Raw genomic sequence first — 23,473 nt, forward strand, 5'->3', positions numbered from 1 at the left:
GACGCCCCGTGTCTCAGGAGCGTCCTCGTCCGAGTTCCTCGCGGATGTCGGGGCTCCAGATCAGAGCACCCCCGGCGTGGACCGCACCTCGCCAATCGAGTCGCTGCCCGCGCCATTCCTCGATGGGCTGCTCGGTCACGAACATCCAACTGTCGGAATCCCTGCGCCACTGCTCATCCGACAGCGTCCATGCGCCCAGGATGATGGACGTCGACTTCTGGACGGCGAGGAGACGATCGACATCCCGCGGGAGGCCCGCGTCGCCGACGCGCTTCTTGGCGCGACGCGCATTCGCCGCCCCCAATCCCCACCACCTGGTGGCGCGCTCGTGGAATATCTCCGCGCCTCGCCCGCCATGCAGCGCCGGGCGCCGGGTGCCGTCACCGACGTCGTCGATGTCGTCGTGGTGCAGGATGACGATCGCGGTCCGCGTCAGCTGGTCATAGCGAACGGAACCCTCGCGCGCGAACACCGCTGGCGTGAGGTACTTGGACGAGCCGACCTTGGCGATGTTCGTCACGTTCGTGAGGTCCTCCGCACGCTCGTCGTCGACGATCACCTTGACGCCGGCGGCGGCAACGGCACAGATCGCGGCGCTCTCCGCACGCTCCGCCGACGCTCCATCGGGGAAGGGCTCGCTCGTGATGAAGACCTTCGTGCCGGATTCATCGCGCAATGCATCCGCGGCCGAGTTGTGATGCCCCCAGACGCGTCCAGGACTGCTCCCGATGCCGATGTAGACCGTCTTGCGATCATCATTCCGGTAGATGTAGAGATACGTGCTCGTCATGATGTGTCCCCCTCATAGGGCGTAGGCGTCGCGACCACGTCGGTCTCGAGCAAGCGGACTGCTCGCCGTCGATTCGTCCTCACGCCCGTCGCCGATCCGGCCCAGATAGGCGTGAGTGAATCCGCGATGATGTCCTCGACACGGCCCACTGTCTCCTCGGACCCTATTGCCGCCCCTTCGCACCCACCAATCCCCCTTTCGAGGCGGGCGCATTCGCGTGCGTCCTCGAGAGCACGCCTTCTCAGGCGACCGCGACGAGGGCGACCCCGGCGTTCGCGGAGTCCGTCGGGGACGTCGGGCGACCCGCCCCCGACCCTCTCCTCGACCGCACCCTCGCCGAGAGCCCGGCTCAGGGCCGCGCTCGACCTGTGCCCCCAGGAGACCGTCTCCGGTGCGTCGACCTCGCGCAGCTCCGACAGCTCCCCGCGCAGCTCCATCAGGTCCCGCGAGGCGAGGCCGAGATCCGCGAACGGCGCATCCACGTCGACGGCCGCCTCGATCCCCGTCGCCCTCGCGACCCGGGCCGCCATCTCGGCCGCAAGCTCGTGCGCTCTCATACCGACGCCTCCCTGCCCACAGGCGACGAAGCCAGCGGCGTCAGCAGCCCGAGCCCCAGTACCACGACGAGAGCCGCCCCGGTCGGATACAGCACTGCCGCGAACCCCCACTGCTCGCAGGCGGCGGTCAGCACCACCGCGCCGAGCGGCGCCAGGCACGTGGTGACCGTCCAGAAGGCCGCGGTCACCCTCCCGATCAGTCGGGGCGGAGTCACCTGCTGACGCAGGCTCATCGAGCAGACACCGCCGAGCGTGCTGCCCAGCCCGAAGGCGAGGCCGACGAGGGCGACAGCGACCGCGTGATGAGCGAGAGGAAGCAGCCCGACCGAGAGCGCCACGAGCAGGAACCCCCCGAACCAGCAGCGCGCGAAGCCGAACCGGCGGTGGAGCGGACCCGCGCCCACCGCGGCGCCCAGCGAGCCGACCGCGGCCACCGCGAAGACGATGCCGACGACCCAGGACGGGCTCCGCACCGAGTCCTTGAGCCAGAAGACCAGAAGGTCGTCGGCCGAGACGGTGACGAGGGTGAACAGCGTGAGGAGCACCATTAGCCAGCGCAGGGTCGGGTTCTCCCACAGGAAGACGACCCCTTCCCTGAAGCCGGCGAACCAGCCACCAGGGCGAACGGCGTAGGGGTCGTGCTCGGCGTCGGACGCCTCCGACGGCGGCGGGCGCAGCAGCCACACCGAGAGCGCGGACACCGCGAAGGTGAGCGCGTCGACGCCGATGGCGTTGGCCGGGCCGGTCAGGGCCGCCAACGCTCCGGCCGCGGCCGGTCCGACGAGGTAGGCCACCGAGTTCGACGTCTCCAGCCTGCCGTTGGCGTCGACGATCTGGTTCTGGGGCACCAGCGCCTGCACCATCGACACGTGGGCGACTTGGAAGGTCAGGCCGAGCCCGGACCCGATCGCCGCGCACACGTAGACCAGCCACAGCTGCGGCTCGATCCACCACACGACAGGCACCGCTCCGAAGACGACGAGACGGCCCAGGTCGCAGCCGATCATCAGCCGCCTGCGGTCGACGCGGTCGATGAGTGGTCCCACCAGGACACCGGCGACGAGGCGGACCGCACCGTAGACCGCCGAGACCGCACCCATCTGGAACAGCGATCCGGTCAGCTCGAGCACCAGGAGCGGCAGGGCCAGGCTGCCGAACGCGTTGCCGAACGCCGAGAGACCCTGCCCGGCCCAGTAGAGGTTGAAGGCCGCGTTCCGATGCAGCGGGACCTCAGGGTCGCGACCGACGACCGGCATCAGCGGACCCCTCGTGCGATGTGCGAGAGCGCGTCGACGAACCGCGCCACGAGGTGGGACGCGCGGCCGAATCCGTGACGCGCTTTCGACTTCGCGCTGATCACCACGCACATGCGATCACGCATAACCACGATGCCATCCTTCACAACGCGTCACTTGACCTGGTGCGCGCTGCGGAAGTCAGCGCGCTCGTGTCTGCCCGTCGAGCGTCCGACGGCACGATCTGCCCGCGGATCTTGCTGCGACGCTGGGCTTCTGCATCGCGGCCCACGGGGGAATGCCGTCAAGCTACCGTTCTCGCTGACAGACCGGGCAGAAGTGACTCGAGCGGTTCATGAACGCCTCGCGGACGATCGACGTGCCGCAGCGGCGGCACGGCTTCCCCTGCTGCCCGCAGGCGTTGAGCGAGTGCGAGAAGTAGCCGGACTCCACACGGCAGGTACGAGAACAACGATTCCCGTAGGAGAAGCGTTTTCGCTGGTCGACGGCTTTTCCCCGTCTGGAAAACGCCACCGTGCCGGGCACGTCCTGAGTAGCCTGGTACGACCACTCCACGTCAGACTTCGCAGCCACGCGATCGATGGGGGGGGAAGCCGCCCGCCAGGCCGCCGTCTGCGCTTTCACCGAGGTCACCCGGATGATCCGTCGGCATGGCGTACCCCGCGCGCTGGCTCGTGGTTCACCACTCAGCCACGATCGCCAGTGTTCAGACGAGGGCTCTGATGCACTTCGGATCGGTGATGGAGCGGCCCGTCCTACGCCGATGATCCAGCTCCCCCGGGCCTTCTCCGCTCGGCGTCGCGATCGCGCAGATGGTTCTGGAGGACCTCGCCGATGACGGTGACCTGTTCCACGGTCAACGGCGGCGCGGCCTCATGGATCTTCCGGACGTGCTCCTCGTGCGCAGCCGAGTCGAAGGCATAGTCCAGGTCGGAGACGCGGATCAGGGTCTTGATCACCGGGCGCATCACCGTGCAGATCGCCGAGCATGGGCAAGTGTGGAGGGCCCGGCGCCGGACGCCCGGGGCCGCGGTCCTCGGCGTAGGCGGTCGAGAGCACCGGAGCAAGTACTACTTCCAGGGAGGACGAGAACCCACCGGCTGGCCGGGTTCCTCGGGCGAGTGGTCTGACACCGCCCGAGAGGACTGGCCGCCGGATTGGGATGTGGACGACGGCACGCGCCTCTCAGCGGCCACTCGCGCTTGGAGCCCATGCCCGCGCGGCGGTCGGCGAGAAACGGATGCCGTACGCCGGGATGACGCGACGCGTTCCGCCTCAGGCCGAGGACTCGCCCGCCCGCTCCCGCTGCACCCGCGTCCGGTGCGTGTCGTACTCGACGTCGTGCAGGCCGGGCGGCAGCGGCGCGATGAGCAGCCCCCGGCTCGCGAGTCGCATCCGGGTGCTGCGCGTGAGCTGCTCCCCGTGCGCGGTGTCCATCGTGTGGCGAGCACCGGGGTGTGGACGACCGGTCCGACAGCCCTCGCACCCCTTCCTGACGGAACCGGGCCACCCAGCGATGCGCGCGCCGCCGCGAGACGCCGAGCTCACGCGCGACCCGCCGACGATCCTCCACCACGCGCCGCACGAGTAGAAGCCTCCCGCTGGACTGTCAGATGAGCGCCACCGTGGGACATCGAGGCCTCCTGGCGAGGGTTGAACTATGCAGCTCCATCAGGCCAGGAGGCCTTTCCACACGCCTCGAACCGTCACCAACTTCACGGTGGAGTGCAGCTAGAGCCGCTCTCCAGCCGCGCTCGCGTCGTCGCCAAGCGCTAGTAAGAGCTTCCGCAGGAGATCGCTGAGGTGCTGCTGCTCGTCCCGATCGAGGGAGGCGAGCAGATCGCGTTCGTTCTCGACGTGGCTCACGAGGGCATCGTTGACCACTGAGAGGCCCTGCCTAGACAGCGTCACGATAACGCTACGACGATTCGCGGGGTCAGTCTCGCGCGTCACGAACCCCTTGTCGACCAGCCGGTTCAAGCGGTTCGTGATGGCGCCGGAGCTGACCATGGTACTGGCCAGGACGTCTCCCACGGTCATGCGGTGCGGTGCGCCAGCCCTCCTGAGCGCGGCAAGCAGGTCGAACTCGCCGGGCAGGAGGTCGTGCTGGTTGAGGGTGGCAGCGATGTGCCGATCCAGGATCGCGGCGGATCGGCTGATGCGGCCGATCACCGCCATGGGGCTCACGTCGACATCCGGGCGCTCCTGTGCCCACTGATCAAGTACTCGATCGACTGCGTCGGGCATGACCGACTCCTTCACGTTGAATTGTTTGACTCAGCCTCGGCCTCGGCATACACTCCTCAACGTTAAACAGTGTTGCGCCGCGACGTTCGGAGGGCTGGGGCTGTGACGAACGATGAGGCGCACCGCAGGCGGTCCTCTTTGCCAATGGAGCTTAACGAGGAGGTCGCCCTCACGCTCGCAGATGGCGCTGCAGTCGTCGCCCTCGAATCCAATGTTGTCGCTCAGGGGCTGCCGTACCCACGGAACCACGAGACAGCGCTACAGGTCGAGGACGCTGCACGAGGCGCAGGAGCCGTCCCCGCGACCATCGCTGTCATCGACGGGGTTGTGCGAGTCGGCTTGAGCCGGGACGAGCTTGAGCGCATCGCACTGTCGCCATCCCTGCCGAAGCTCACCACCCGGGACATCGGCGCGTGCGTGGCACGCCGAGGAACCGGAGCCACGACCATCGCGGCCACGATGGCGATCGCGGACCTGGCAGGCATCGCAGTCGTCGCCTCCGCTGGGCTCGGGGGTGTCCACCGAGACGCGAGCGAGAGCTTCGACATCTCCGCTGACCTCCCTCAGCTGACTCGATCCAAGGTGCTCGTCGTCTCCGCTGGAGCCAAGAAGATCTTGGACGTACCGGCGACGCTGGAGTACCTCGAGACCGCCGGTGTGCCCGTGGTCGGCTACCGATGCGATGACTTCCCCGCCTTCTACTGCGTCTCGAGCGGGTCCCCGGTTCCACACCGCTCGGACAGCCTCACCGAGGTAGCACAAGCAGCTCTTGCTCATTGGTCGCTGGGGAACGCCGGGGCGGTCCTCGTCGCCCACCCCATATCGCCGTCGCACGCGCTTGAGTCGGCAGAGGTCGATGAAGCCATAGAGTCGGCGCTCCTTCGCGCTCGTGCCGAGGGCATCAGCGGGCAGCGTGTCACGCGATACCTGCTTGACGCGGTCAACGATGCGACCCACGGACGCGCGCAGGCCGCTAACGCCGCAGTCCTCATCAGCACCACAGAGATCGGCGCTCAAGCGGCGGTCGCATATTCGGCCGTGATCAGGAGAGCTCTTACATGAAAAGCCTCAACGCAGCGCTGTTCGACCTGGACGGGACGTTGTTGGACACGCCACCGGCTATCGCGGCTGCGCTCAAGTCCGCCGTCGCCGAAGTCACGGGCGAGAACGTCGCCCTGCAAGATGTCGTCCAACTCGTGGGACGTCCTCTACCGATCTTGTGCGGACGGCTCGTAGGTCGTCATGAGGATGACCCGATGACTCTTGCCGTGGTACGGGCATACCAGCACCGTTATCGACAAGACATCGTCCCAAGCGCGCAGCAGTTGATCTTTCCCGGTGTCCTCGACGGTCTCGACGCCCTCCGGGCCGAGGGGCTCTCCTTTGCCATCGTCACCAGCAAAGCGCACCACGCGGCGGAATCAATACTCGACGCGGCGGGTCTGCTCGACCGCTTCGACGTCGTCATCGGCGCGGACGACGTGAAGAACCCCAAGCCCGCCGGGGATGCGGGACTGAAGGCTCTGGACATGCTGTCCGTCACACCCGAGGCCGCGATCGTGGTCGGTGATACTGCCGACGACATACGAATGGCCGGCGCCGTCCCCATGCGTTCCATCGGGGTGACGTACGGATCGACGATGAAAGAGGCGATGACCGCTCTCCGTCCCACACTGGTCGTCGAGGACTTCCCGTCGGCGGTGAGTGCGATCAGGCACGTGATGCTCAGCAGAGAAGAGATGCTCTCATGACCAGTGCTCTCACCGAAACGCAGACAGACGAAGTCGTCGTTATGGACGGGCGTGTTCACCAGCTCCCCCGCACCGACGCGCTGCTCGCTCTTCACGCCACGGCCCGCAATGCAGAGGCCAGTCATCGAGACTTCGTCCTGTCCACGCAACAGGTCATGCGGCTCCTTCTAGAGGAGTCCCTCGGACACTTGACTCATGTCGACGAGGCGCCGATCACTCCGATCGGTGGAGCGTTCCAGGGTCGTCGTCGCGCACAGCAGCAGGTGATGGCCGTCTCGGTTCCGAGCGCCGGGGACGCACTCGAAGCCGAGCTCCGCTCGATAGTCCCCGACGCGCGTATCGGGAAGATCCTGATTCAGCGGGACCCCGATCTGAAGACCCCGACGCTCCACTGGAGCAAACTGCCAGACGGCATCGCGGGAAAGGAAGTGCTGCTTCTCGACCCCATGATGGCGACCGCGAGCACTGTGAAGCTGGCGATCACCGTGCTGGCCGACTCCGGCGTGAAGCCCGCAGACATCGTCGTCGTGAACTTCCTGACCTGTCCTGAGGCACTCGAGAAGCTGTTCGCCGAACATCCCGAGGTCCGCGTCGTCACCAGCTTCATCGACGATCGCCTCACCGAGCAAGCCTTCCTGTGGCCGGGGATCGGCGACTTCGGTGACAGGTACTACGGGACCTTCCGATGACGTCACCTGGGCGGTCGGTGCGCATTCCCGGCAGCGCCGGGATCGCAGCAGCTGCAGCGGTCGCGCCCATCGTGTGGGGAAGCACGTACGTAGTGACGACTGAGCTACTGCCTCCCGGCCACTCGATGACCGCCAGCGTGCTGCGCGCGCTGCCCGCCGGCCTGCTGCTGCTCGCCATCCGATCGGGCCTCCCGCCACGGGGATGGCGCGTACGCACGGCTGTGCTCGGCATGCTCAACATCGGGTTCTTCTTCCCGCTCCTGTTCATCGCCGCTTATCGGCTTCCCGGGGGTCTTGCCTCCGTCGTGGGGGCTCTCCAGCCGATCCTCATCATCGGCCTGACTCTCGTGCTCCGATGGGGTCGGCCATCGAACGCCCATTTGCTCGGGGGCCTCGTCGCGCTGATCGGCGTGTCGCTCGTCTCCGTCAACGAGAACGCTTCCTTCGATGCGTTGGGTTTTGTAGCCGCCGTGCTCGGGACGGTGTCCATGGCGTCGGGGATCCTCCTAACCCGGCGCTGGGGAACGCCACCGAACACTCATCCGCTGAACTCCACCGCGTGGCAGCTGATAGTCGGCGGCGTCGCGATCATCCCCCTCATCCCGATCTTCGACAGCGGACCTTGGGAGCCGACCGCTGCTGGCGTCGCCGGCTACGCGTGGTTGACCCTCGTGGGCGGGGCACTTGCGTACAGCCTCTGGTTCCGCGGCGCTCGAGCTCTGCCCTCCACCGGAATCGCTCTGCTCGGAGTCCTCAGCCCTGTGACTGCAGCGACTCTGGGCTGGGTCCTTCTGGGGCAGGAACTGTCTCCACTGCAGGTGGTCGGATTCGTCATCGCTCTGGGCGGTTCTCTGGGAGGTCAGCTCACACCCGCATACAAGACGCGTCCTGTCTTGACGCAAGCCACCTCATGAACCTCGACGTCGGCAAGGAAATGTGATGAACGCAAACGAGTCCTTTGATTCGCACGATGAAGTCGAATCACTGCCGGTGATGCTCAAAGCTGCTGTTGCAGCTGATCCCGGAAAAGCCGCGGTGGTCGCAGAGAACACCATGATGACCTACTCGCAGCTGTGGGCAAGGGCGACGGCCCAGGCTGAACACCTCCGCCGGGTGGGAGTGCGGCCTGGCGACTACGTGGGGTTGTACCTAGAACCAGGCGAACGGCTCCTGGTGGCTGTGTGGGCCGTGCTCCTCGCTGATGCGGCGTACGTGCCGCTGGCTGTGGACTACCCATCGGAGCGCATCCGCTACATGATCGCCCAGTCCGCTGTTGCCCACATCATCACGGATGACGTCTCCGCGTCGCCCGCTCGGAAGCTCACCCCGGATGGCGTGCACGTGCACATCGCAGGTGAGGGCACCCCGACGCTTGCGGGCGCCTACGACCCCGACATGTCGGGTTCGGCGTATGTCATATTCACCTCTGGCTCGACCGGCAAGCCGAAGGGGGTCGTGATACCGCATTCGGCGATCACGCATCAGATGCGGTGGCTCGCGCAGGAGATGGCGCTCGGGCAGGCGCGGATACTGCTCAAGACCCCGACGAGCTTCGACGCCGCACAATGGGAGCTCCTCGCGAACGCAGTCGGCGGAACCGTCATCGTCGGAGAAGCGGGTATCCACCGCGATCCCTCTCGTATCCGAGCACTCGTCGATTCTCAGCACGCCACTCACCTCCAATGTGTTCCCACGCTCTGGAGGGCTCTGTGCCGAGAGCCGGAATTCGCGAGATGCGAATCGTTGACACACGTCTTCAGTGGAGGCGAAGCCCTGACTCCCGGGGATGCAAAAGACATCATGCAGACGCTTCCTCATGCGCGTCTCTTCAATCTCTATGGTCCGACGGAGACGACCATCAACGCCACCTCGCATCGAGTCGGCGTCGATGATGTCGATCCTCCAGATCCCGTGGTGACCATCGGGCGCCCGATACCGGGGTGCTCCGTTCACATCCTCGACGCGAAGCGGCAGCCCGTCGCTCTCGGCGACCATGGAGAGCTCGCCATCGGTGGTCCTCAGGTGGCATCCGGCTACCTCAACGATGCCGCGAGGACCGAGGAGCGGTTCGTCACGATCGAGCGCGAGGGAGTCGCCACGCGCGTCTACCTGACGGGGGACATCGTCTCCCGCGACTCGGCCGGAGCGCTGCACTTCCACGGGCGTACCGACGACCAGGTAAAGGTGAACGGGCACCGAGTCGAGACCGAGGAGGTGCGGCTCGCGGTCGAGCAGCACCATTGGGTGCGTTCCGCCGCCGTCGTGCCGTGGAAGGACCCTCGGGACGGCGTGGCGCGTCTGGCGGCGTTCGTCGAGCTCGACCCGCACGAGGCCGCGCTCATGGACGCTGACCGCGCAGGGCAGCATCACCGCTCGAAGAAGGGGCACGAACAAGTCCTCGCACAGCTCGCAGTGCTTTCCCGGGACGGCGACCGGCCGGACGACGTCGTCCTGGCCAACGCGGAGGGCACGCCCGAGCAGCGACGGTTCGCGTTTGGACGCAAGACCTACCGCTTCTACGAGGGCGGACAGTTGACGGTGGAGGACATCACACGAGCCGTCGACACGTCACAGAAGCCTGTTCCGGTGGCGCCGCTTGCAGCGCTGGACGTCCATGTGCTCGCGGAGCTCCTCCGCTGGTTCGGCCCGTTCACCAGCCCTGAGAGGTTGCTCCCCAAATACGCCTACGCTTCACCGGGAGCGCTGAACGCCACCACGATCTACCTCGAGGCCTGCGGCATCGAGGGCCTGCTGGATGGGATGTACGAGTACCGCCACGCCTCGCATGGCTTGAGGAGGGTCGGCCCCGTTGAGAGCGAGTTGCCCGGTCCTCTGCGTTTCCACTTCGTCGGAAGTCGCCGCGCCATCGATTCCGTATACGCAACGAACATCGACGAAGTGCTGCACTTCGAGGGCGGACACATGGCAGGTCTCCTCGACCATGCTGCGGCTCAGATCGGTTACTCGGCACAACTCCAACCGTCGACCCAGGACGCTCGCATCGTCGCCGCGGAGCACGTCTGCACCGCGGTGATCGACCTCGGCCCCGCAGCGCCGGCTGGGGATGACCTGCCGGTCCGGGTGACCGTTCAAATGCACGACAGCGTCAAGGACGCACGATCCGGCACCTACGACGTCGGCCCCGCGGGACTCCGACGGCTCAGTGCAGACATCATCGAGCGACGGCACGTCATCGCGATCAACCAGGAGACCTACGACCGGTCGAGCTTCGGTGTCGGACTCTCGGTTCCGAGTACCGCGGGATGGCGTGGATTCGTAGCCCTAGGGAGGGCGCTGCAACGGCTGCAGATGAACTCGGAGGGGATCGGGCTGATGTCGGCCGGTTACTCCTCGCTCACCGGGCGCGATCTCCCCTCGGCTCTGCAATATGCGAACATCGTCGGAGACGCCTCGATCATGTACTTCGCGGTCGCCGGGCCGGTGTCCGAGGAGCAGATCCGCTCGACCGGCATGCACGAGGACTCTGTCCACACTCGTGGTCCCGAAGAGATCCTTCGGGACGATCTTCGCCGCACCCTGCCCTACTACATGGTTCCCTCGCGCATCACCATCGTCGACGAGATACCCGTCTCCAGCAGCGGCAAGCACGACAGGGCGGCCCTCGTCTCCGTCGTTGAGGCATCCGTCGCACCTCATGCTGTTGTGACACCACCGAAGACCGACCTCGAGCGCAGCCTCCTGGACCTCTGGAATGAGACGCTCAGGTCGGATCATCGGTCCGTGACCGCGGACTTCTTCGACCTGGGCGGAAACTCACTCGACGCAGTCCAGCTCATCAACCGCATAAATCGCGTCCTCGGGGTTCTGTTGCCCGTCCAGACGGTATTCGAACGCCCGACGGTACGCGGTCTGGCGGAAGTGCTGTCTTCGAGGTCATTGGCGATGTCCCGTCTCATCAAGCTCGCCGATGGTCCCGGTCCCGTATGCGTCGTCTGGCCCGGGCTCGGCGGCTACCCGATGAACCTGAGGGCGTTCGCTGAGCATCTCTCCTCGAAGTTCACTGTCTACGCTGTTCAGACCCACGGACTCAACGTCGGTGAAGTCCCCTACACGACCCTGCGCGAGATGATCGATCGTGACATCATGCTCATCGACGGTGCGCTGGGCGATCAAGACCTGGCGATCGCCGGGTACTCATTCGGCGCGAGGGTGGCGACCGAGGTAGCGGCGACGTTGACCGCCAGGGGCCGAGCCATCAAACAGGTAATCCTCTTGGCGCCCGGATCGCCGTTCGTGCCCGGTCTGCCTCTGAGCTCTGGTGACGGATTCGGTGACTCGTATTTCAGGCACATGGCATATTCGGTGTTCGTAGGACGACTTCCTGACGATGAGGCTGCCGCTCAGCTAGCCTCCATGACCGACCAGGAGTCTTTTCTCGAGGCGTTGACTCTCTGGCGTCCTGGGTTCGACCTGGAGCTGGCGGCAAGGATCCTCGCGGTTGCATCAACCACATTCGGATTCCGCGGCGACACCGTCACGGACGTCGACGGCCTTCTGGCCAAGATGCACGTCTTCGCGGCGCTCGGGGACACTCCGTCCTTCTTGCGATCGAATGAAGTGCCCCTCGAAGAACATGGGCAGCTGCGTCGTCTCTCCGTCGATCACTACGCCATCCTGCGTGATCCCGCGGTAGAAACCGTGGTGGGCATGTTGGAAGCTCGCCAGGTTCGGGTGGGCTGATGCCTCATCTCAAGGTGTGGCACTATGCGCCCGAGTTGACTCCGGAGAAGAAGCAACTTCTCGTGGATGCCTTCGAGGCTGTCACCGTCGAGATCCTCGCTTCTAGGCGCGGACATGGCCGGTGTGGAGGTTTTCGGTGATCTGACGGACTTGGAGCACTTCGCCTCCGAAGAGGACCTGCTCGTGGGCGCATCTGCGGCCCGGTTGGCGGAGTTCCGTACCGCACGGTCATGCGCTCGACAAGCGCTGCAACTGCTCGGGTCGCCGGCATCGAACATCTTGAGGGGCCATGACCGCGCCCCGATCTGGTCGGCGGGCGTCACCGGCAGCATTACGCACCGTGATGGATACCGGGCGGCAGTCGTGGCGAAGAAGAGCCGGGTGTCGGCTATCGTAATCGATGCTGAACAGGATCTGCCCCTCCCCGATGGAGTGGCCGACATGACTTTGACCGCTCCGGACTGGGCGTCCGTTCGGGGCCTCACGGCGAACCACAATTGGGATCGCCTGCTCTTCAGCGCCAAAGAGGCTGTCTTCATGCTTGCATCAGGACTGGGAGCACCTACGACGATCGACATCATACGGGTGCACACCGACGGGCAGATCGACGTGATGGCCAGAGAGGCCGGATTCGACATAGACGCCCGGTGGGTGGAGGCACGCGGGCTTCTCGTCACGGCGGTTGCGGCTCGTACGCGTTAGTCGTTCGTGTCGAGAGGGGTCCAGTCCCGATCACTGGTCTAGCGACGTCGCGACGCTTCGGACGCAGTCGCCAGGCCCATGTCTGCGTTGCGCGCGTCAAACGCGAGCCACCGGCTTGCCTGGCTCCGGTCGGCAAGCCGTGACCCGACCGCGGCGTTCCCGCTGGCTGCGGCGGTAACGGCTACTTCGCCCCAGCCGCCCTCGCTTGCGGCGAGTCGAAGAGTGAGCTGTCCCCAGGTCGGATTCGCGTAGACGACCTGGGCGTCCGTAAGACTGTCAATCCGTTCCCCAGAGAGGTCGCCTCGCACTTCTTCGCGCGAAGCGAAACGCGCTTCCCGGTACTCCTGTCGCCGTTCGTCCACTTCCGTCCGCAGCGCTCCTTAGCGTGGGACTTCAATGGGTGCTGGCGAACAGCGGTCAGGTAGCTGAAATCCACCGCCTCGCCATCGACGCGGCGGATCCAGATCCCGATCGGATTGGCCCCGACGAACACACCACTCGCATCGCGAGCTCGGTCGATGAAGAACTCCTTCACGCCCGGGCCCGTCTTCTCAGCGTGGTCCGGGTGACGTTCGAGGAGTTCGATGAGCATCCGGTGGTGGACTGGGTCGGAGATCGCGACCCCGACCGAGTAGCCGGAGTCGCGCAGAATAGCGCGGAACGCTGCCTCGGCCGCCGAGCGCGTCGGCCAGCTGAACGTCCCGAGAAGTATAGGGATACTGGCCATGACCATCACCCCATGGCATCACCACCGTGATCACAGCGAACGATCGGGAAGACCGCGGCGTGAAGGCACCCCGCCCCTCCCCGGAGCACATGTCCTGCCGTAACCTTGCCGCATGAGTCTTTCCTACGACGACGTTCGGAATCTCCCGCTGTCCGATTTGAGCCTGAACCTGCTCAGATCGTTGGGCTCCGACCCGAACTTCAACAACTTGATACAGGGGTTCAAGCAACGAGGCGGCTACGACCAGCCCACGCCGTCCGACCTCGACGCGATGCTGGCTCGACTGTCGGATGCGTGGGCATGGCTCGAGTCGCATGCTCTGATCGGCCCCTCATCACGAAACCCCCAAAGCAACAATTGGAGCCGAGTCACGACCACGGGGACGGCCCTGCTCGATGACCCCAACGCGCTCCCGAAGGTCTGGGCGGAAGATCGCCTCGCCGGTGGGCTCCACCCGGCCCTGTCGTCAGCGCGATCGAATTTCGCACTCGGCGACTTCGAGACGGCTTCCTTCGCGGCGATGAAAGCCGTCGAGGTGGAGGTGCGCCGCGTCGCTGGTCTGCCGAATGAACTCCTCGGAGTGGCCCTGATGAGGAAGGCCTTGAGCCCGAAGGATGGCGTTCTTCGCGACCCCGGCGCAGAGGGGGGGGGACAGCAGGCCATCGCCGACCTATTCGCCGGCGCGATCGGCGCCTACAAGAACCCGGCCAGTCATCGCACCGTTCGGTTCGACGACGCAGTCGAGGCTGCGGAAGTGATCCAGCTCGCCGATCTCCTTCTCCGCATCGTGCAACGGGCTGAGGCGCGACTGAATCTGTAAATCACTCACGAGTTGGTGCTGATCAGCGTATCGATGCAGCCCCGCGCGACCACGATGCCGTCCTTCATGACCTAGCACTCGACGAGGTGGTCGCCGCGGGACTCAGTGCACTCGCACCTAGCCGCCTCGCGGTTCGACGGGACAACCTGTCCGAGACTCTTGTTGCGATAGCCAACTTCTATACCAATGTCCACTCTCGAAGAAGATCAAGCTACCGTCACCGCTGACACACCGGGCAAAAGTGACTCGAGCGATTCATGAACTTCTCACGTGCGATCGGTGTCCCGCAGCGTTTGCAGGGATGCCCAGCGAGCCCATAGACATTCAGGCGTCGGGAAAAATAGCCGGACGCGCCGTTGACGTTGACGTACTGCGCGTCGAAGCTCGTGCCGCCCTCCGCGAGGGCGCGAGCCAGCACGGTCCGCACCTCCGCGAGCAGCCGCAGGGCGCGCCCCCGGCCGAGCTGGTCCGTGGGATGCGCGTAGTGGATCCGCGCGGCCCACAGCACCTCATCCGCGTAGATGTTGCCGATGCCGCTCACGAGCGTCTGGTCGAGCAGCGCGCGCTTGATCCCCGTGCGTCGCCGCGCGAGCCGGTCGAGCAGCAGCTCGTCGTCGAACGCCGGGTCGAGCGGATCCCGCGCGATGTGGGCCACCTGCGTCGGCACGAGCGCGGCGGCGGATCCGCGACCGCCCGCGTTCCCGTCGGGCGTCGCGACGAGGCGGTCGACGGCCATCGAGCCGAAGATCCGCTGGTCCACGAAGGCGACGACGAGCTCGCCCTGCACCGGGTGCTCGATGCCCATGCGGATCCGCAGCAGCCCGTCGGGGTCGGAGCCGGGCTCGCGGAGGAGCACCTGCCCGCTCATGCCGAGGTGCGTGACGAGGGCGCGGGGTCCGGTCGTGTCGCGCCCGGCGTCGGGCTCGAGCGGCAGCCAGAGGAACTTGCCGCGCCGGACGGCGGAGGTGAACACACGGCCGACCAGCAGGTCGACGAACGCGCCCTCGAGCGGGTCATGCCGCTTGAGCGACCGCGCGTCGAGGATCTCCACGCCGGTGATGCGGGCACCGGCGACCGCGGGCTCGAGGCCGGCGCGGACGACCTCGACCTCGGGGAGCTCGGGCACCGCGGGTCAGGCCGTGGTGCGCGCCTCGAGGCGGGTCCACGCCTCGAGCGCGGCAGTCATCTCGGCCTGCTTCTTGCTGGATCCCTCGCCCGTCGTCCGCACGGCGGAGCCCACCGTGACGGCGGCGTGGAAGCGCTTGCTGTGATCGGGTCCGCTATCGCTCACGTCGTAGACGGGTGCGGGCAGGCCCTGGCGCGCGGCGCTCTCCTGGAGCGCGGTCTTCGGGTCCATCGCGGCGCCGAAGCGCGCGGGGTCCTCGAGGAGGGGCGCGATGAGGCGCAGCACGAGGCCGGTCGCGGCCTCTCCCCCGGCGTCGAGGTAGCAGGCGCCGATGATGGCCTCGACCGTGTCGGCGAGGATCGACGACTTGGCGCGGCCGCCCGTGAGCTCCTCGCCCCGGCCGAGCAGCAGGTGCTCGCCGAGCCCGATGCGGGTGGCGACCTCCGCGAGGGCGACGCTCGAGACGAGGCTGGCGCGCCGCTTGGCGAGCTCACCCTCGTCGAGGTCGGGGTTCTCGAGGTAGAGCATGACCGTGACGGCCTGCCCGAGGATGGAGTCGCCGAGGAACTCGAGGCGCTCGTTGTGCGGGATGCCGCCGTGCTCGTACGCGTATGAGCGGTGGGTGAGCGCGAGCTCGAGGAGCTCGGGGCTCACGTCCACGGCGAGGAGGCGCCGGAGCGCGTCGCGGTCGCCGTGGACGCGGGATCCCGTGGTGTCGGTCATGTCCGACGTGCTGCGCGGGTCGCGACTAGACGTCGGCGACCTTGCGGCCCTTGTACTCCATGTACAGGGACGTGCCGGCGGCGTCCTCGACCACGCGCGCGCGGTGGGGCATGGAGTAGACGACCCTGCCGTTCTCGATGGTCTTGACGAGCGTGGGAGCCTCGGCCTTCCACTGCGAGCGACGCGCACGCGTGTTGGATCGGGACATCTTCCTCTTGGGTACAGCCATGGCTAACTCTCATCTCTCTGCGTTTCGGTGTCGGCGTCTTCACGCGCCGCACCGCTGTCTTCGGAAGCTCGGAAGCCGGACAGGGCTGCCCAGCGCTGATCGATCACGGGCTCCGGGTCGGAGTCCGCCAGGACCAGGCTGATGCCGGGACCCAGATCGAGATCGCGGTCCTCGCCCGGCACTTCGGGCTGGAACGGCAGTGAAAGGACCACCGCATCCCGGATGACCGGCTCCAGGTCCACGTGCTCGTCCTGGACCTGGTAGTCGAAAGCTTCATCAAGACCATACGCGAACATCTCCGCGAAATCGACCTGGACACGCTCCTGCATGTCGGCGAGGGTGCGCGCGGACTGCCCGTCGGCCACCGTGTCGACCTCGCCGGTGGCGAGGATCCCGTCGTGCAGGGACTCAAGGCGCACGGTGACGCGCATCTCCCGGCCGGCGGGGACGGCGATGAGGCCCTCCCCCATGCGCTCGGGGGTGACGATGGTCAGGTCGAGCTCGCGCATCTCGCCGGGCCGGTGCACGATGTCGTGGACGTGGACCGTGAATGGGGTCTTCTGGAACCTGGACACCCGTAGATCCTACGGGGCATCAGCCGGCGCGCCGGACGGCCAGCGCCTCCTGGACGGCCGCAGGGACGTACGGCGCGACATCGCCGCCGAGCGCCTCGACCTGGCGCACGAGCGAGCTGGAGACGTGGGCGTGCGCGGGATCCGGCAGCAGCAGCACGGTCTCGACGTCGGCCAGGTCGCGGTTGACGAGCGCCATGGGCGTCTCGTACGTCACGTCGAGCTGCGACCGGACGCCCTTCACGAGCACGGTCGCGCCGATCTGCCTGCAGTAGTCGACGAGGAGGCCCGCGCCCCAGGAGTCGACGCGGACGGTGGCGGGGAGGCCGGCGTCGCGGATCACGCGTTCGATGAGGGCGACGCGCTCCTCGAGCGGCAGCATGGGCGTCTTGCCGGGGTTGTGCACGACCAGGACGACGAGCTCGTCGTAGAGGCGGGCGGCCCGGCGGATCACGTCGAGGTGCCCGAGCGTGAGGGGGTCGAACGATCCGGGGACGACGGCGATCCGCTGCATCCCGCCAGCCTACGGCGGCGCTCCCCTAGTTCTTGTCGAGGAAGGCGCGCTCCTCGTCGTCGAGCCGGCGGGCGAGCGCGCGCGCGAGGGCGGGGTGGCCCTGGAGATCGGGCGACGCCTCGAGCACGTCGTGCGCGTGCTCGCGCGCGGACTCGATGAGGTCGCCGTCCTGCGCGACCCGCAGCAGCCGGAGCGACGAGCGGCCGCCCGACTGGTTCGTGCCGAGGACGTTGCCCTCGCGACGCAGCTCGAGGTCGACGCGCGCGAGCTCGAAGCCGTCGAGCGTCGCCGCGACGGCGTCCACGCGCTCGCGGGCGACGGTCTCCGGCTCCGCGTGCGTGACCATCAGGCAGAGGCCGGGCACGCCGCCGCGACCGACGCGGCCGCGGAGCTGGTGCAGCTGGGAGACGCCGAAGCGGTCGGCGTCGAGGATCACCATGGTCGAGGCGTTCGGCACGTCGACGCCCACCTCGATGACGGTGGTGGCGACGATCAGGTCGATGTCTCCCGCGGAGAACGCGCGCATGACGCGGTCCTTCTCCTCCCCCGTCATGCGGCCGTGCAGCACGGCGCGGCGGACGGATCCGAGGCGCGGGTGGGCGGCGAGGAGCGCGTCGACCTCGGTGACGGTGGCGAGCGACGGCCGGGTGGGCGCGTCGTCCGCTCCCTCGCCGGCGTCCTCGTCCTCCGCCTCCGGATCCTGCGGGTCGATCGCGGGGCACACGACGAACGCCTGGCGCCCCTTCTCGATCTCCTCGGCCGTGCGCTCCCACACCCGCTCGATCCACCGCGGCTGCTCGTGCAGCGGGACGACGAAGGACGCGATCGGCTGGCGCCCGCTCGGCAGCTCGGCGATGGTCGAGACGTCGAGGTCGCCGAACACCGTCATCGCGACCGTGCGCGGGATCGGCGTGGCCGTGAGCACGAGCACGTGCGGCGGGGTGCCGCCCTTCCGCCGGAGCGCCTCGCGCTGGTCCACCCCGAAGCGGTGCTGCTCGTCGACGACCACGAGGCCGAGGTCGAGGAACTCGACGCGGTCCCCGAGGAGCGCGTGCGTGCCGACGACGATGCGCGCCTGGCCGCTGACGATGCGCAGCAGCGCGCGCTTGCGCTCGGCGGTCGACAGCTGGCCGGTGAGGAGGGTGGGCATGAGCTCCGCCGCGAGATCCGGGCCGAGCGACGTGGTGAGCGAGCGGAGGTGCTGGCTCGCGAGCACCTCGGTGGGCGCGAGCAGCGCGGACTGGCCGCCGCTGTCGGCGACCGCGAGCATCGCCCGGAGCGCGACGAGCGTCTTGCCGGAGCCGACCTCGCCCTGCACGAGCCGGTTCATGGGCCAGGTGCGCGCCATGTCGGTCGCGATCTCCTCGCCGACGAGCCGCTGGTCGCCCGTGAGCTCGAAGGGCAGCTGCGCGTCGAGCCGGTCGAGGTGGCCGCCTGCGGTCGGGATCCGCGGCGTCGCCGGCAGCGCGCGCGCCGCCTGCCGCCGCTGCAGCAGCGCGGTCTGCAGCACGAACGCCTCCTGGAAGCGCAGGGCGTCGCGGCCGCGCTTCCAGTCGACGTCCTTCTCGGGGCGGTGCACGCCCTCGAGCGCCTCGCGGTACGGGAGGAGGCCACGCTGGGCGCGCACCTCGGCGGGGACGGGATCCTCGAGGTCGTCGACCGCGTCGAGCGCCAGCTCCACCGACTTCGCGACCTGCCAGCTCGCCATCGACGCGGTGGCCGGGTAGATGGGGATGGGCATCTCGGCCCAGCGACGCGCGGCCGCGTCGGGCTCGCCGCCCGAGAGCGCCGGGCCCTCGTGCGCGTCGAAGAGCTCGTAGTCGGGGTGCGCGAGCTGGAGGGCGCCGCGGTAGTCGCTGACCTTGCCCGCGAAGATGCCGCGGACGCCCGGCACGAGGTCCTTGGCGCGCCACGCCTGGTTGAAGAAGGTGAGGGTGAGGAATCCGCGGCCGTCGGTGATCCGCACCTCGAGGATGCTGCCGCGCCGGGCCCGCATGGGGCGCTCGCGCACCTCGCGGACCTCGGCGACGATGGTGGCCTGCTGGTCGACCGGCAGCTCGGCGAGGGCCGTGAGCTCGCCGCGGCGGGCGTAGCGGCGCGGCAGGTGCTCGAGGAGGTCGGCGACCGTGCGCAGGCCGAATGCCTTCTGCAGCACGCCCGCGGTGCGGCCGCCCACGACGCCCGCGAGCGCGGCGTCGGATCCGGTCATCCCCCGAGTGTACGAGGGGCGTCTGACGGCGGTGGGCCGGCCAGCGGCCCGGCCGCCGTCCCGCCGTCCGCTCCGTCGTCGGACCGCGGGCGGCGGCGGACGAGCGAGCGCGGCGCGATGAGCGCGAGGATCCGGTCGGCGCGTCCCGCGCGGGCGCGCAGCGCGTCGCCCAGCGCGACGAGCGCGGCGGCCTGCGCGGTGCCGGATGCGGCGTCCACCGGCAGGTCCGCACGGGCGAAGCGCTCCCGCTCGCGCGCGGTGACGAGGAGGGCCACCGGGTCGGCGAGCGACGGGTCGTCGCCCTGGAGGCGCCGGCCGAGCTCGCGCGGCGACTCGGTGTCCGGCACGCGGATCCCCAGATCGACGGCCTGGTCCTCCGCCTCGCGCCAGGCGGTGCCCGCCGGGGCGTCGCCCGCCTCGAGCGCGCGCAGGCGGCCGACGCGGCGGGCGCGGCGCAGGAGCGCGGGGGCGGCGAGGAGGGCGAGCACGAGGAGGACGAGGGCCGCCGTGCCGAGGGCCGCCCACGGGATCCGGACGCCCGTGGCGCCGCTCGCGCCAGGCGCGGCCGAGGCGGTGGGCGCCGGCGTCGCGGTCGGCGTGGCCTCGGTCGGCGCGCTCGGCGTCGCGGACGGCGTGGGCGCGGCGGTGGGCGCGGCCGACGGCTGGGCGTAGGGCGCGGCCTGGCCCCGACCCGGCGTGGGCTCGAAGGCGATCCAGCCGATGCCGGAGAAGTACAGCTCGGGCCAGGAGTGCAGGTCGTGGGATCCGACGCGGTAGGTGATGAGGTCGCCGTCGCGCCCCACCTGGTCGCCCGGGAGGTAGCCCACGGCCACGCGCGACGGGATGCCCGCCTCGCGCGCCATGATCGCCATCGCCGACGCGAAGTGCACGCAGTAGCCCGAGCGCACGCGGAGGAACTCCCCCACCACGTCGACGCCGCTGCCGTCGTAGCCCTGCTGGACGGGCGCGTCCTCCGAGTAGCGGAACTGCCCGCCCGTGAAGAACTGCTGGAGCGCGAGCGCCTGGTCGTAGGGCGAGTCGATGCCGGCCAGGACGTCGGCCGTCGTCGAGGCGACGATGGCCGGTGTCCCGGAAGGGATCTGCAGGTAGGGCGCGAGGTCGTCGTCCGTCGCGGGGGCGACCTGCTCCAGCTGCGCGCGCTCGGGGCGCGGCAGCTCGCTCGTCACGGTGTAGCTCTGGTCGCGGCTGTCCGAGTCGGACGAGCGGATCGCGAGGCCCTGATCCGACCAGCGCCACGAGCCGTCGAGACCCGTGACGCTGCGGGGCGCGTAGGGCGCGGGCAGCCAGGCGCTCGAGGAGCCCTCGACCTGCACGCGCGCCTCGACCTCCTCGGCCGGCACGGCGGATCCGGCGCCGAGGTCCGGCCCGATCGCGTCGACGGTGTTTCCGTCCGACGGGCGCAGCGGCGACGGCGCCCACTCGTCGCCCTCGAAGCGCGAGAGCGTCGTGACCTTGAAGTAGAGGGGCGTGAGGGACGCGGTCGAGTACCGGAGCGCCTCGACGTCGACGGGACGGCGGAGGTCGTCGCCGAGGTCGAGGATCGGGTTGACGACGCGCGAGCCGCCCTGTGCGGAGCCGGATGCGGTGGGGAACGTGGCCGAGGTGAGGCCCGGGACGATCGCCGGCGCGAGGAGGGAGAGGACGACCGCGCCGCCCGCGAGCGCGCCCGCGGAGGCGAGCGTCGTGCGCGCGGACGTCGCCCGTCCGCCTGGCGACGATCGGCCGGGCCGCGGCGGCGGGGCCGCGCCCGCGATGCCGAGGAGGCCGGATCCGCGCCACCCGCCCTCGCCGTCGGTCTCGCGCGCGTCGGCCGCGAGCACCGCGAACCACGCGAGCGCCGTGACGGCGAAGGACCCGACGGAGAACTCACCGACCAGCACGGCGCCGGGCACGGAGACGAGCACGAGGAGCGGGAGCCCGGTGACCGCGGGCATGCGGAGCACGTGGGCGAGCACGTCGAGCACCACCGCGAGGGCGCCGATCGCGGCCACGATCACGAAGACGATGGAGGCGAGCGGCGGCACGGGCGCCGACCGGCGGTAGATCTCCTCGCCCGCCTGCTCGCCGACGGCGAGGAGGGTGCGGACGGTCTCCGGGGTGGGGATCACGCCCAGAACCGCGGTGCGGCCCGCGAACACGAGGGTGACGAGGAGCACGAGGAGGACGAGGCCGCCCGCCGAGGCGAGCAGGCGGGGCACGCCGACGGAGCGCAGCAGCGCGGCGGATCCGAGCACCGCGGCGACGACCACGACGCAGAGCAGGAACCAGGCCCCCGGCTCGACGAGCAGGTGGAGGCTGGCGGCGCCGGCCAGGAGGGCGACGCCCAGCGCGGCGGTGAGCGGCCAGCGGGCGGCGGCGTGCCCGGCGCCCGAGCCGCGGCCACGGCGGCCGGGGCCGGATCCGTCTCCCAGGCCGCGTCCGCCGGGCCCGCCCGCGCGCTCCCCCGGCAGCGGGCGCGGCTCGACCGTCCAGTGCTCGCGGCCCCCGAGGCCGACGGAGTCGAGGTCGGTCATCGGGCCATCTCCTCGGCGCGGGCGGCGCGCCAGGCGTCCGCGGGCCGGGTGTCGTCGTCGAGGACGACCGCGCGCCATCCGGCCTCGCGGAGGATCCGGAGGGCCTCGCGGTCGTCGCGGCCGTCGACCCGGCCCGGGTGCGCGAGGAACGCGACCGCGGGACGGCAGGCGGCACCGAAGCCCGCGAGCCGCCGGGCGGCGTCCTCGTCGAGGTGGCCGAGGACCGCGTGCATCGGGACGGCGCGGCGGCTGCGGCGCAGGTCGGCGAGGGCCTCCTGCACGCCGTCGCGGTCGGGGTCGACCGCGGCCGGGCGCACCTCGGCGAGGTGGAGGAGCAGGTCGCCCTCGGCGGAGGCGTCGCCGGGTCGGGCGGCGACGGGGGCCTGACGGTCGGAGCCCGCGGCCGTCTCGATCAGGTGCACCGCGTATCCCCCGCGCTGCAGGTGCACGGCCACGGACGCCGCGAACGCGACCGCGCGCTCGAACGCCCGGTCGCCGTCCCCGTCGTCGTCGGCGTGCTGCGGGAAGCCGGCGGCGCGCGTGTCGAGGAGCACGAGCGAGCGCGGGCTCGACCGCTGCTCCTCCTGCCGCACCATGAGCTCGCCGTGCCGGGCGGTGGCGCGCCAGTGCACGCGGCGGAGAGGATCCCCCGCCCGGTACTCGCGCGTGCCGAGGTCGTCCTCGCCGCCGTCGGCGCGGCGCTGCACCCGCTCGGACTCGCCCTCGGACGAGACCTGCCCGCCGGGTTCGGCCTCGAGGTCAGCGAGGCGCGGCGTCACGACCAGGCGCGAGGTGCCGCCCGCCACGTGCCGCAGCCCCATCAGGCGGAAGGGGTCGTGCTCCTCGACGGCGAGCGGGCCCACCTCGTGGACGCCGCGGCGCTCGGGAGTGAGGTCGTAGCGGAGGACGGGCCGGGCGGTGGAGCGGCGGGATCCCCGCGCGAACCCCCGGAGCGATGGCAGCTCAGCGGGCGGCGTCGCGCCGTCGGATCCGGGCACCAGGTCGAGCACCCACGAGCGGGGCGTCGGCATGGTGCCGGCGTTCGCGACGGACACGGTCACGGTCGTCGCCGTGCCCGACTCGACGACCTCGGACGTGAAGGTGCGCTCCACGTGCAGCCGCACCCGCGCGATCACGAGCCAGGCGGCGGCGAGCAGCGGGAGCGCGAGGAGGGCGACGCCGATGAAGACGAACTCGCGCCGCCCCGCGATGAAGGCGCCCGCGAACGCGGCGACCCCGGCGGCGAGCAGGGCAATCCCGCGGAGGGTCGGGTGCGGGACGGCCTCGACGCCGATCCGGCGCATCAGGCGCGCGAGGGGCGGCACG

The 23,473-nt window shown here is 69.3% G+C and carries 22 protein-coding genes and 2 pseudogenes; 7 read left to right on the top strand and 17 right to left on the bottom strand.

The window, feature by feature from the left end:
• Positions 1–13: 13 nt before the first annotated feature.
• The 8 genes and pseudogenes from B5P21_RS10425 to B5P21_RS10455 all read right to left on the bottom strand — a co-directional run bounded on the left by B5P21_RS10425 (position 14) and on the right by B5P21_RS10455 (position 4,850).
• Entirely contained in the window at positions 14–790 is a 777-nt protein-coding gene (locus B5P21_RS10425; protein ID WP_094171115.1) for a hypothetical protein, read from the bottom strand.
• Positions 787–1,347 (bottom strand): acyl carrier protein, encoded by a 561-nt coding sequence (locus B5P21_RS10430; protein ID WP_045527507.1) that lies wholly within the window; start codon positions 1,345–1,347, stop codon positions 787–789. Before B5P21_RS10430 ends, B5P21_RS10425 begins: the two co-directional genes overlap by 4 nt.
• A complete protein-coding gene (locus tag B5P21_RS10435) occupies positions 1,344–2,603 on the bottom strand; it encodes an MFS transporter (protein ID WP_045527506.1) in 1,260 nt (419 codons plus the stop codon). Before B5P21_RS10435 ends, B5P21_RS10430 begins: the two co-directional genes overlap by 4 nt.
• A 288-nt stretch (positions 2,604–2,891) precedes the next feature.
• Positions 2,892–3,029, bottom strand: a pseudogene (locus B5P21_RS10440) (zinc finger domain-containing protein); the annotation flags it as partial.
• A 329-nt stretch (positions 3,030–3,358) separates the two neighbouring features.
• Positions 3,359–3,562: a hypothetical protein gene (locus tag B5P21_RS10445; protein ID WP_133064185.1), complete on the bottom strand. Its 204-nt coding sequence runs from the start codon at positions 3,560–3,562 to the stop codon at positions 3,359–3,361.
• A 316-nt stretch (positions 3,563–3,878) separates the two neighbouring features.
• Positions 3,879–4,040, bottom strand: a complete 162-nt coding sequence (locus tag B5P21_RS16855; protein WP_162484732.1) for a hypothetical protein — start codon at positions 4,038–4,040, stop codon at positions 3,879–3,881.
• Between the two features lie 4 nt (positions 4,041–4,044).
• Positions 4,045–4,237: pseudogene (locus tag B5P21_RS16435) on the bottom strand (leucine zipper domain-containing protein); the annotation flags it as partial.
• Between the two features lie 97 nt (positions 4,238–4,334).
• On the bottom strand, positions 4,335–4,850 hold the full coding sequence (locus B5P21_RS10455; protein ID WP_045527502.1) for a MarR family winged helix-turn-helix transcriptional regulator: 516 nt from the start codon (positions 4,848–4,850) through the stop codon (positions 4,335–4,337).
• A gap of 144 nt (positions 4,851–4,994) precedes the next feature.
• Between B5P21_RS10455 and B5P21_RS10460 the strand changes: the two genes are divergently transcribed.
• The 6 genes from B5P21_RS10460 to B5P21_RS10485 all read left to right on the top strand — a co-directional run bounded on the left by B5P21_RS10460 (position 4,995) and on the right by B5P21_RS10485 (position 12,693).
• Complete coding sequence (locus B5P21_RS10460; protein ID WP_045527501.1) at positions 4,995–5,912, top strand: pseudouridine-5'-phosphate glycosidase; 918 nt, start codon at positions 4,995–4,997, stop codon at positions 5,910–5,912.
• Positions 5,909–6,601 carry an HAD family hydrolase gene (locus B5P21_RS10465; protein WP_045527499.1) on the top strand — a complete coding sequence of 231 codons (693 nt, stop codon included), beginning with the start codon at positions 5,909–5,911 and terminating at the stop codon, positions 6,599–6,601. The genes B5P21_RS10460 and B5P21_RS10465 overlap by 4 nt, the downstream gene beginning before the upstream one ends.
• On the top strand, positions 6,598–7,290 hold the full coding sequence (upp, locus tag B5P21_RS10470) for a uracil phosphoribosyltransferase (RefSeq protein ID WP_094171116.1): 693 nt from the start codon (positions 6,598–6,600) through the stop codon (positions 7,288–7,290). Before B5P21_RS10465 ends, upp begins: the two co-directional genes overlap by 4 nt.
• A complete protein-coding gene (locus B5P21_RS10475; RefSeq protein ID WP_045527497.1) occupies positions 7,287–8,204 on the top strand; it encodes an EamA family transporter in 918 nt (305 codons plus the stop codon). The genes upp and B5P21_RS10475 overlap by 4 nt, the downstream gene beginning before the upstream one ends.
• 25 nt (positions 8,205–8,229) lie before the next feature.
• Positions 8,230–11,991: a non-ribosomal peptide synthetase family protein gene (locus B5P21_RS10480; RefSeq protein ID WP_045527496.1), complete on the top strand. Its 3,762-nt coding sequence runs from the start codon at positions 8,230–8,232 to the stop codon at positions 11,989–11,991.
• 114 nt (positions 11,992–12,105) lie between these two features.
• Positions 12,106–12,693, top strand: coding sequence for a 4'-phosphopantetheinyl transferase family protein (locus B5P21_RS10485; RefSeq protein WP_045527494.1), 588 nt, complete (start codon positions 12,106–12,108; stop codon positions 12,691–12,693).
• Positions 12,694–12,874: 181 nt separating this feature from the next.
• On the opposite strand, the gene B5P21_RS10490 is transcribed toward B5P21_RS10485, so the two are convergent.
• Positions 12,875–13,420: a DCL family protein gene (locus B5P21_RS10490; protein WP_158385386.1), complete on the bottom strand. Its 546-nt coding sequence runs from the start codon at positions 13,418–13,420 to the stop codon at positions 12,875–12,877.
• A gap of 112 nt (positions 13,421–13,532) precedes the next feature.
• Here B5P21_RS10490 and B5P21_RS10495 point away from each other — a divergent pair, with 112 nt between their 5' ends.
• Complete coding sequence (locus B5P21_RS10495) at positions 13,533–14,240, top strand: TIGR02391 family protein (protein ID WP_094171117.1); 708 nt, start codon at positions 13,533–13,535, stop codon at positions 14,238–14,240.
• 217 nt (positions 14,241–14,457) lie between these two features.
• Here B5P21_RS10495 and mutM read toward each other — a convergent pair whose 3' ends face one another.
• Genes mutM through B5P21_RS10535 form a run of 8 tightly spaced genes read right to left on the bottom strand, consistent with a single transcriptional unit; the run spans position 14,458 to position 23,472 of the window.
• Complete coding sequence (gene mutM / locus B5P21_RS10500; RefSeq protein ID WP_045527488.1) at positions 14,458–15,366, bottom strand: bifunctional DNA-formamidopyrimidine glycosylase/DNA-(apurinic or apyrimidinic site) lyase; 909 nt, start codon at positions 15,364–15,366, stop codon at positions 14,458–14,460.
• 6 nt (positions 15,367–15,372) lie between these two features.
• Positions 15,373–16,089: a ribonuclease III gene (gene rnc / locus B5P21_RS10505; RefSeq protein ID WP_094171118.1), complete on the bottom strand. Its 717-nt coding sequence runs from the start codon at positions 16,087–16,089 to the stop codon at positions 15,373–15,375.
• Positions 16,090–16,114: 25 nt separating this feature from the next.
• Positions 16,115–16,318, bottom strand: coding sequence for a 50S ribosomal protein L32 (gene rpmF / locus B5P21_RS10510; protein WP_094171119.1), 204 nt, complete (start codon positions 16,316–16,318; stop codon positions 16,115–16,117).
• A 2-nt stretch (positions 16,319–16,320) separates the two neighbouring features.
• Positions 16,321–16,893 (bottom strand): YceD family protein, encoded by a 573-nt coding sequence (locus B5P21_RS10515; protein WP_094171120.1) that lies wholly within the window; start codon positions 16,891–16,893, stop codon positions 16,321–16,323.
• A 19-nt stretch (positions 16,894–16,912) separates the two neighbouring features.
• A complete protein-coding gene (gene coaD / locus B5P21_RS10520; protein ID WP_094171121.1) occupies positions 16,913–17,404 on the bottom strand; it encodes a pantetheine-phosphate adenylyltransferase in 492 nt (163 codons plus the stop codon).
• Between the two features lie 25 nt (positions 17,405–17,429).
• The gene (locus B5P21_RS10525) at positions 17,430–19,613 is read right to left on the bottom strand and encodes an ATP-dependent DNA helicase RecG (protein WP_094171122.1); all 2,184 of its coding nucleotides are present in this window, start codon (positions 19,611–19,613) and stop codon (positions 17,430–17,432) included.
• Positions 19,610–22,147, bottom strand: coding sequence for a transglutaminase TgpA family protein (locus tag B5P21_RS10530; protein ID WP_045527479.1), 2,538 nt, complete (start codon positions 22,145–22,147; stop codon positions 19,610–19,612). The genes B5P21_RS10525 and B5P21_RS10530 overlap by 4 nt, the downstream gene beginning before the upstream one ends.
• Complete coding sequence (locus B5P21_RS10535) at positions 22,144–23,472, bottom strand: DUF58 domain-containing protein (RefSeq protein WP_236688824.1); 1,329 nt, start codon at positions 23,470–23,472, stop codon at positions 22,144–22,146. Before B5P21_RS10535 ends, B5P21_RS10530 begins: the two co-directional genes overlap by 4 nt.
• Position 23,473 lies beyond the last annotated feature (1 nt).

The organism is Clavibacter michiganensis subsp. insidiosus (assembly GCF_002240565.1).
GTDB classification, from domain to species: domain Bacteria; phylum Actinomycetota; class Actinomycetes; order Actinomycetales; family Microbacteriaceae; genus Clavibacter; species Clavibacter insidiosus.

Bases quoted from the DNA above. Each gene is read 5' to 3' on its own strand.
- B5P21_RS10425 (WP_094171115.1), bottom strand. From the start codon at position 790: ATGACGAGCACGTATCTCTACATCTACCGGAATGATGATCGCAAGACG.
- B5P21_RS10430 (WP_045527507.1), bottom strand. From the start codon at position 1,347: ATGAGAGCGCACGAGCTTGCGGCCGAGATGGCGGCCCGGGTCGCGAGG.
- B5P21_RS10435 (WP_045527506.1), bottom strand. From the start codon at position 2,603: ATGCCGGTCGTCGGTCGCGACCCTGAGGTCCCGCTGCATCGGAACGCG.
- B5P21_RS16855 (WP_162484732.1), bottom strand. From the start codon at position 4,040: ATGGACACCGCGCACGGGGAGCAGCTCACGCGCAGCACCCGGATGCGA.
- B5P21_RS10455 (WP_045527502.1), bottom strand. From the start codon at position 4,850: ATGCCCGACGCAGTCGATCGAGTACTTGATCAGTGGGCACAGGAGCGC.
- B5P21_RS10460 (WP_045527501.1), top strand. From the start codon at position 4,995: ATGGAGCTTAACGAGGAGGTCGCCCTCACGCTCGCAGATGGCGCTGCA.
- B5P21_RS10465 (WP_045527499.1), top strand. From the start codon at position 5,909: ATGAAAAGCCTCAACGCAGCGCTGTTCGACCTGGACGGGACGTTGTTG.
- upp (WP_094171116.1), top strand. From the start codon at position 6,598: ATGACCAGTGCTCTCACCGAAACGCAGACAGACGAAGTCGTCGTTATG.
- B5P21_RS10475 (WP_045527497.1), top strand. From the start codon at position 7,287: ATGACGTCACCTGGGCGGTCGGTGCGCATTCCCGGCAGCGCCGGGATC.
- B5P21_RS10480 (WP_045527496.1), top strand. From the start codon at position 8,230: ATGAACGCAAACGAGTCCTTTGATTCGCACGATGAAGTCGAATCACTG.
- B5P21_RS10485 (WP_045527494.1), top strand. From the start codon at position 12,106: ATGGCCGGTGTGGAGGTTTTCGGTGATCTGACGGACTTGGAGCACTTC.
- B5P21_RS10490 (WP_158385386.1), bottom strand. From the start codon at position 13,420: ATGGCCAGTATCCCTATACTTCTCGGGACGTTCAGCTGGCCGACGCGC.
- B5P21_RS10495 (WP_094171117.1), top strand. From the start codon at position 13,533: ATGAGTCTTTCCTACGACGACGTTCGGAATCTCCCGCTGTCCGATTTG.
- rnc (WP_094171118.1), bottom strand. From the start codon at position 16,089: ATGACCGACACCACGGGATCCCGCGTCCACGGCGACCGCGACGCGCTC.
- rpmF (WP_094171119.1), bottom strand. From the start codon at position 16,318: ATGGCTGTACCCAAGAGGAAGATGTCCCGATCCAACACGCGTGCGCGT.
- coaD (WP_094171121.1), bottom strand. From the start codon at position 17,404: ATGCAGCGGATCGCCGTCGTCCCCGGATCGTTCGACCCCCTCACGCTC.
- B5P21_RS10525 (WP_094171122.1), bottom strand. From the start codon at position 19,613: ATGACCGGATCCGACGCCGCGCTCGCGGGCGTCGTGGGCGGCCGCACC.
- B5P21_RS10530 (WP_045527479.1), bottom strand. From the start codon at position 22,147: ATGACCGACCTCGACTCCGTCGGCCTCGGGGGCCGCGAGCACTGGACG.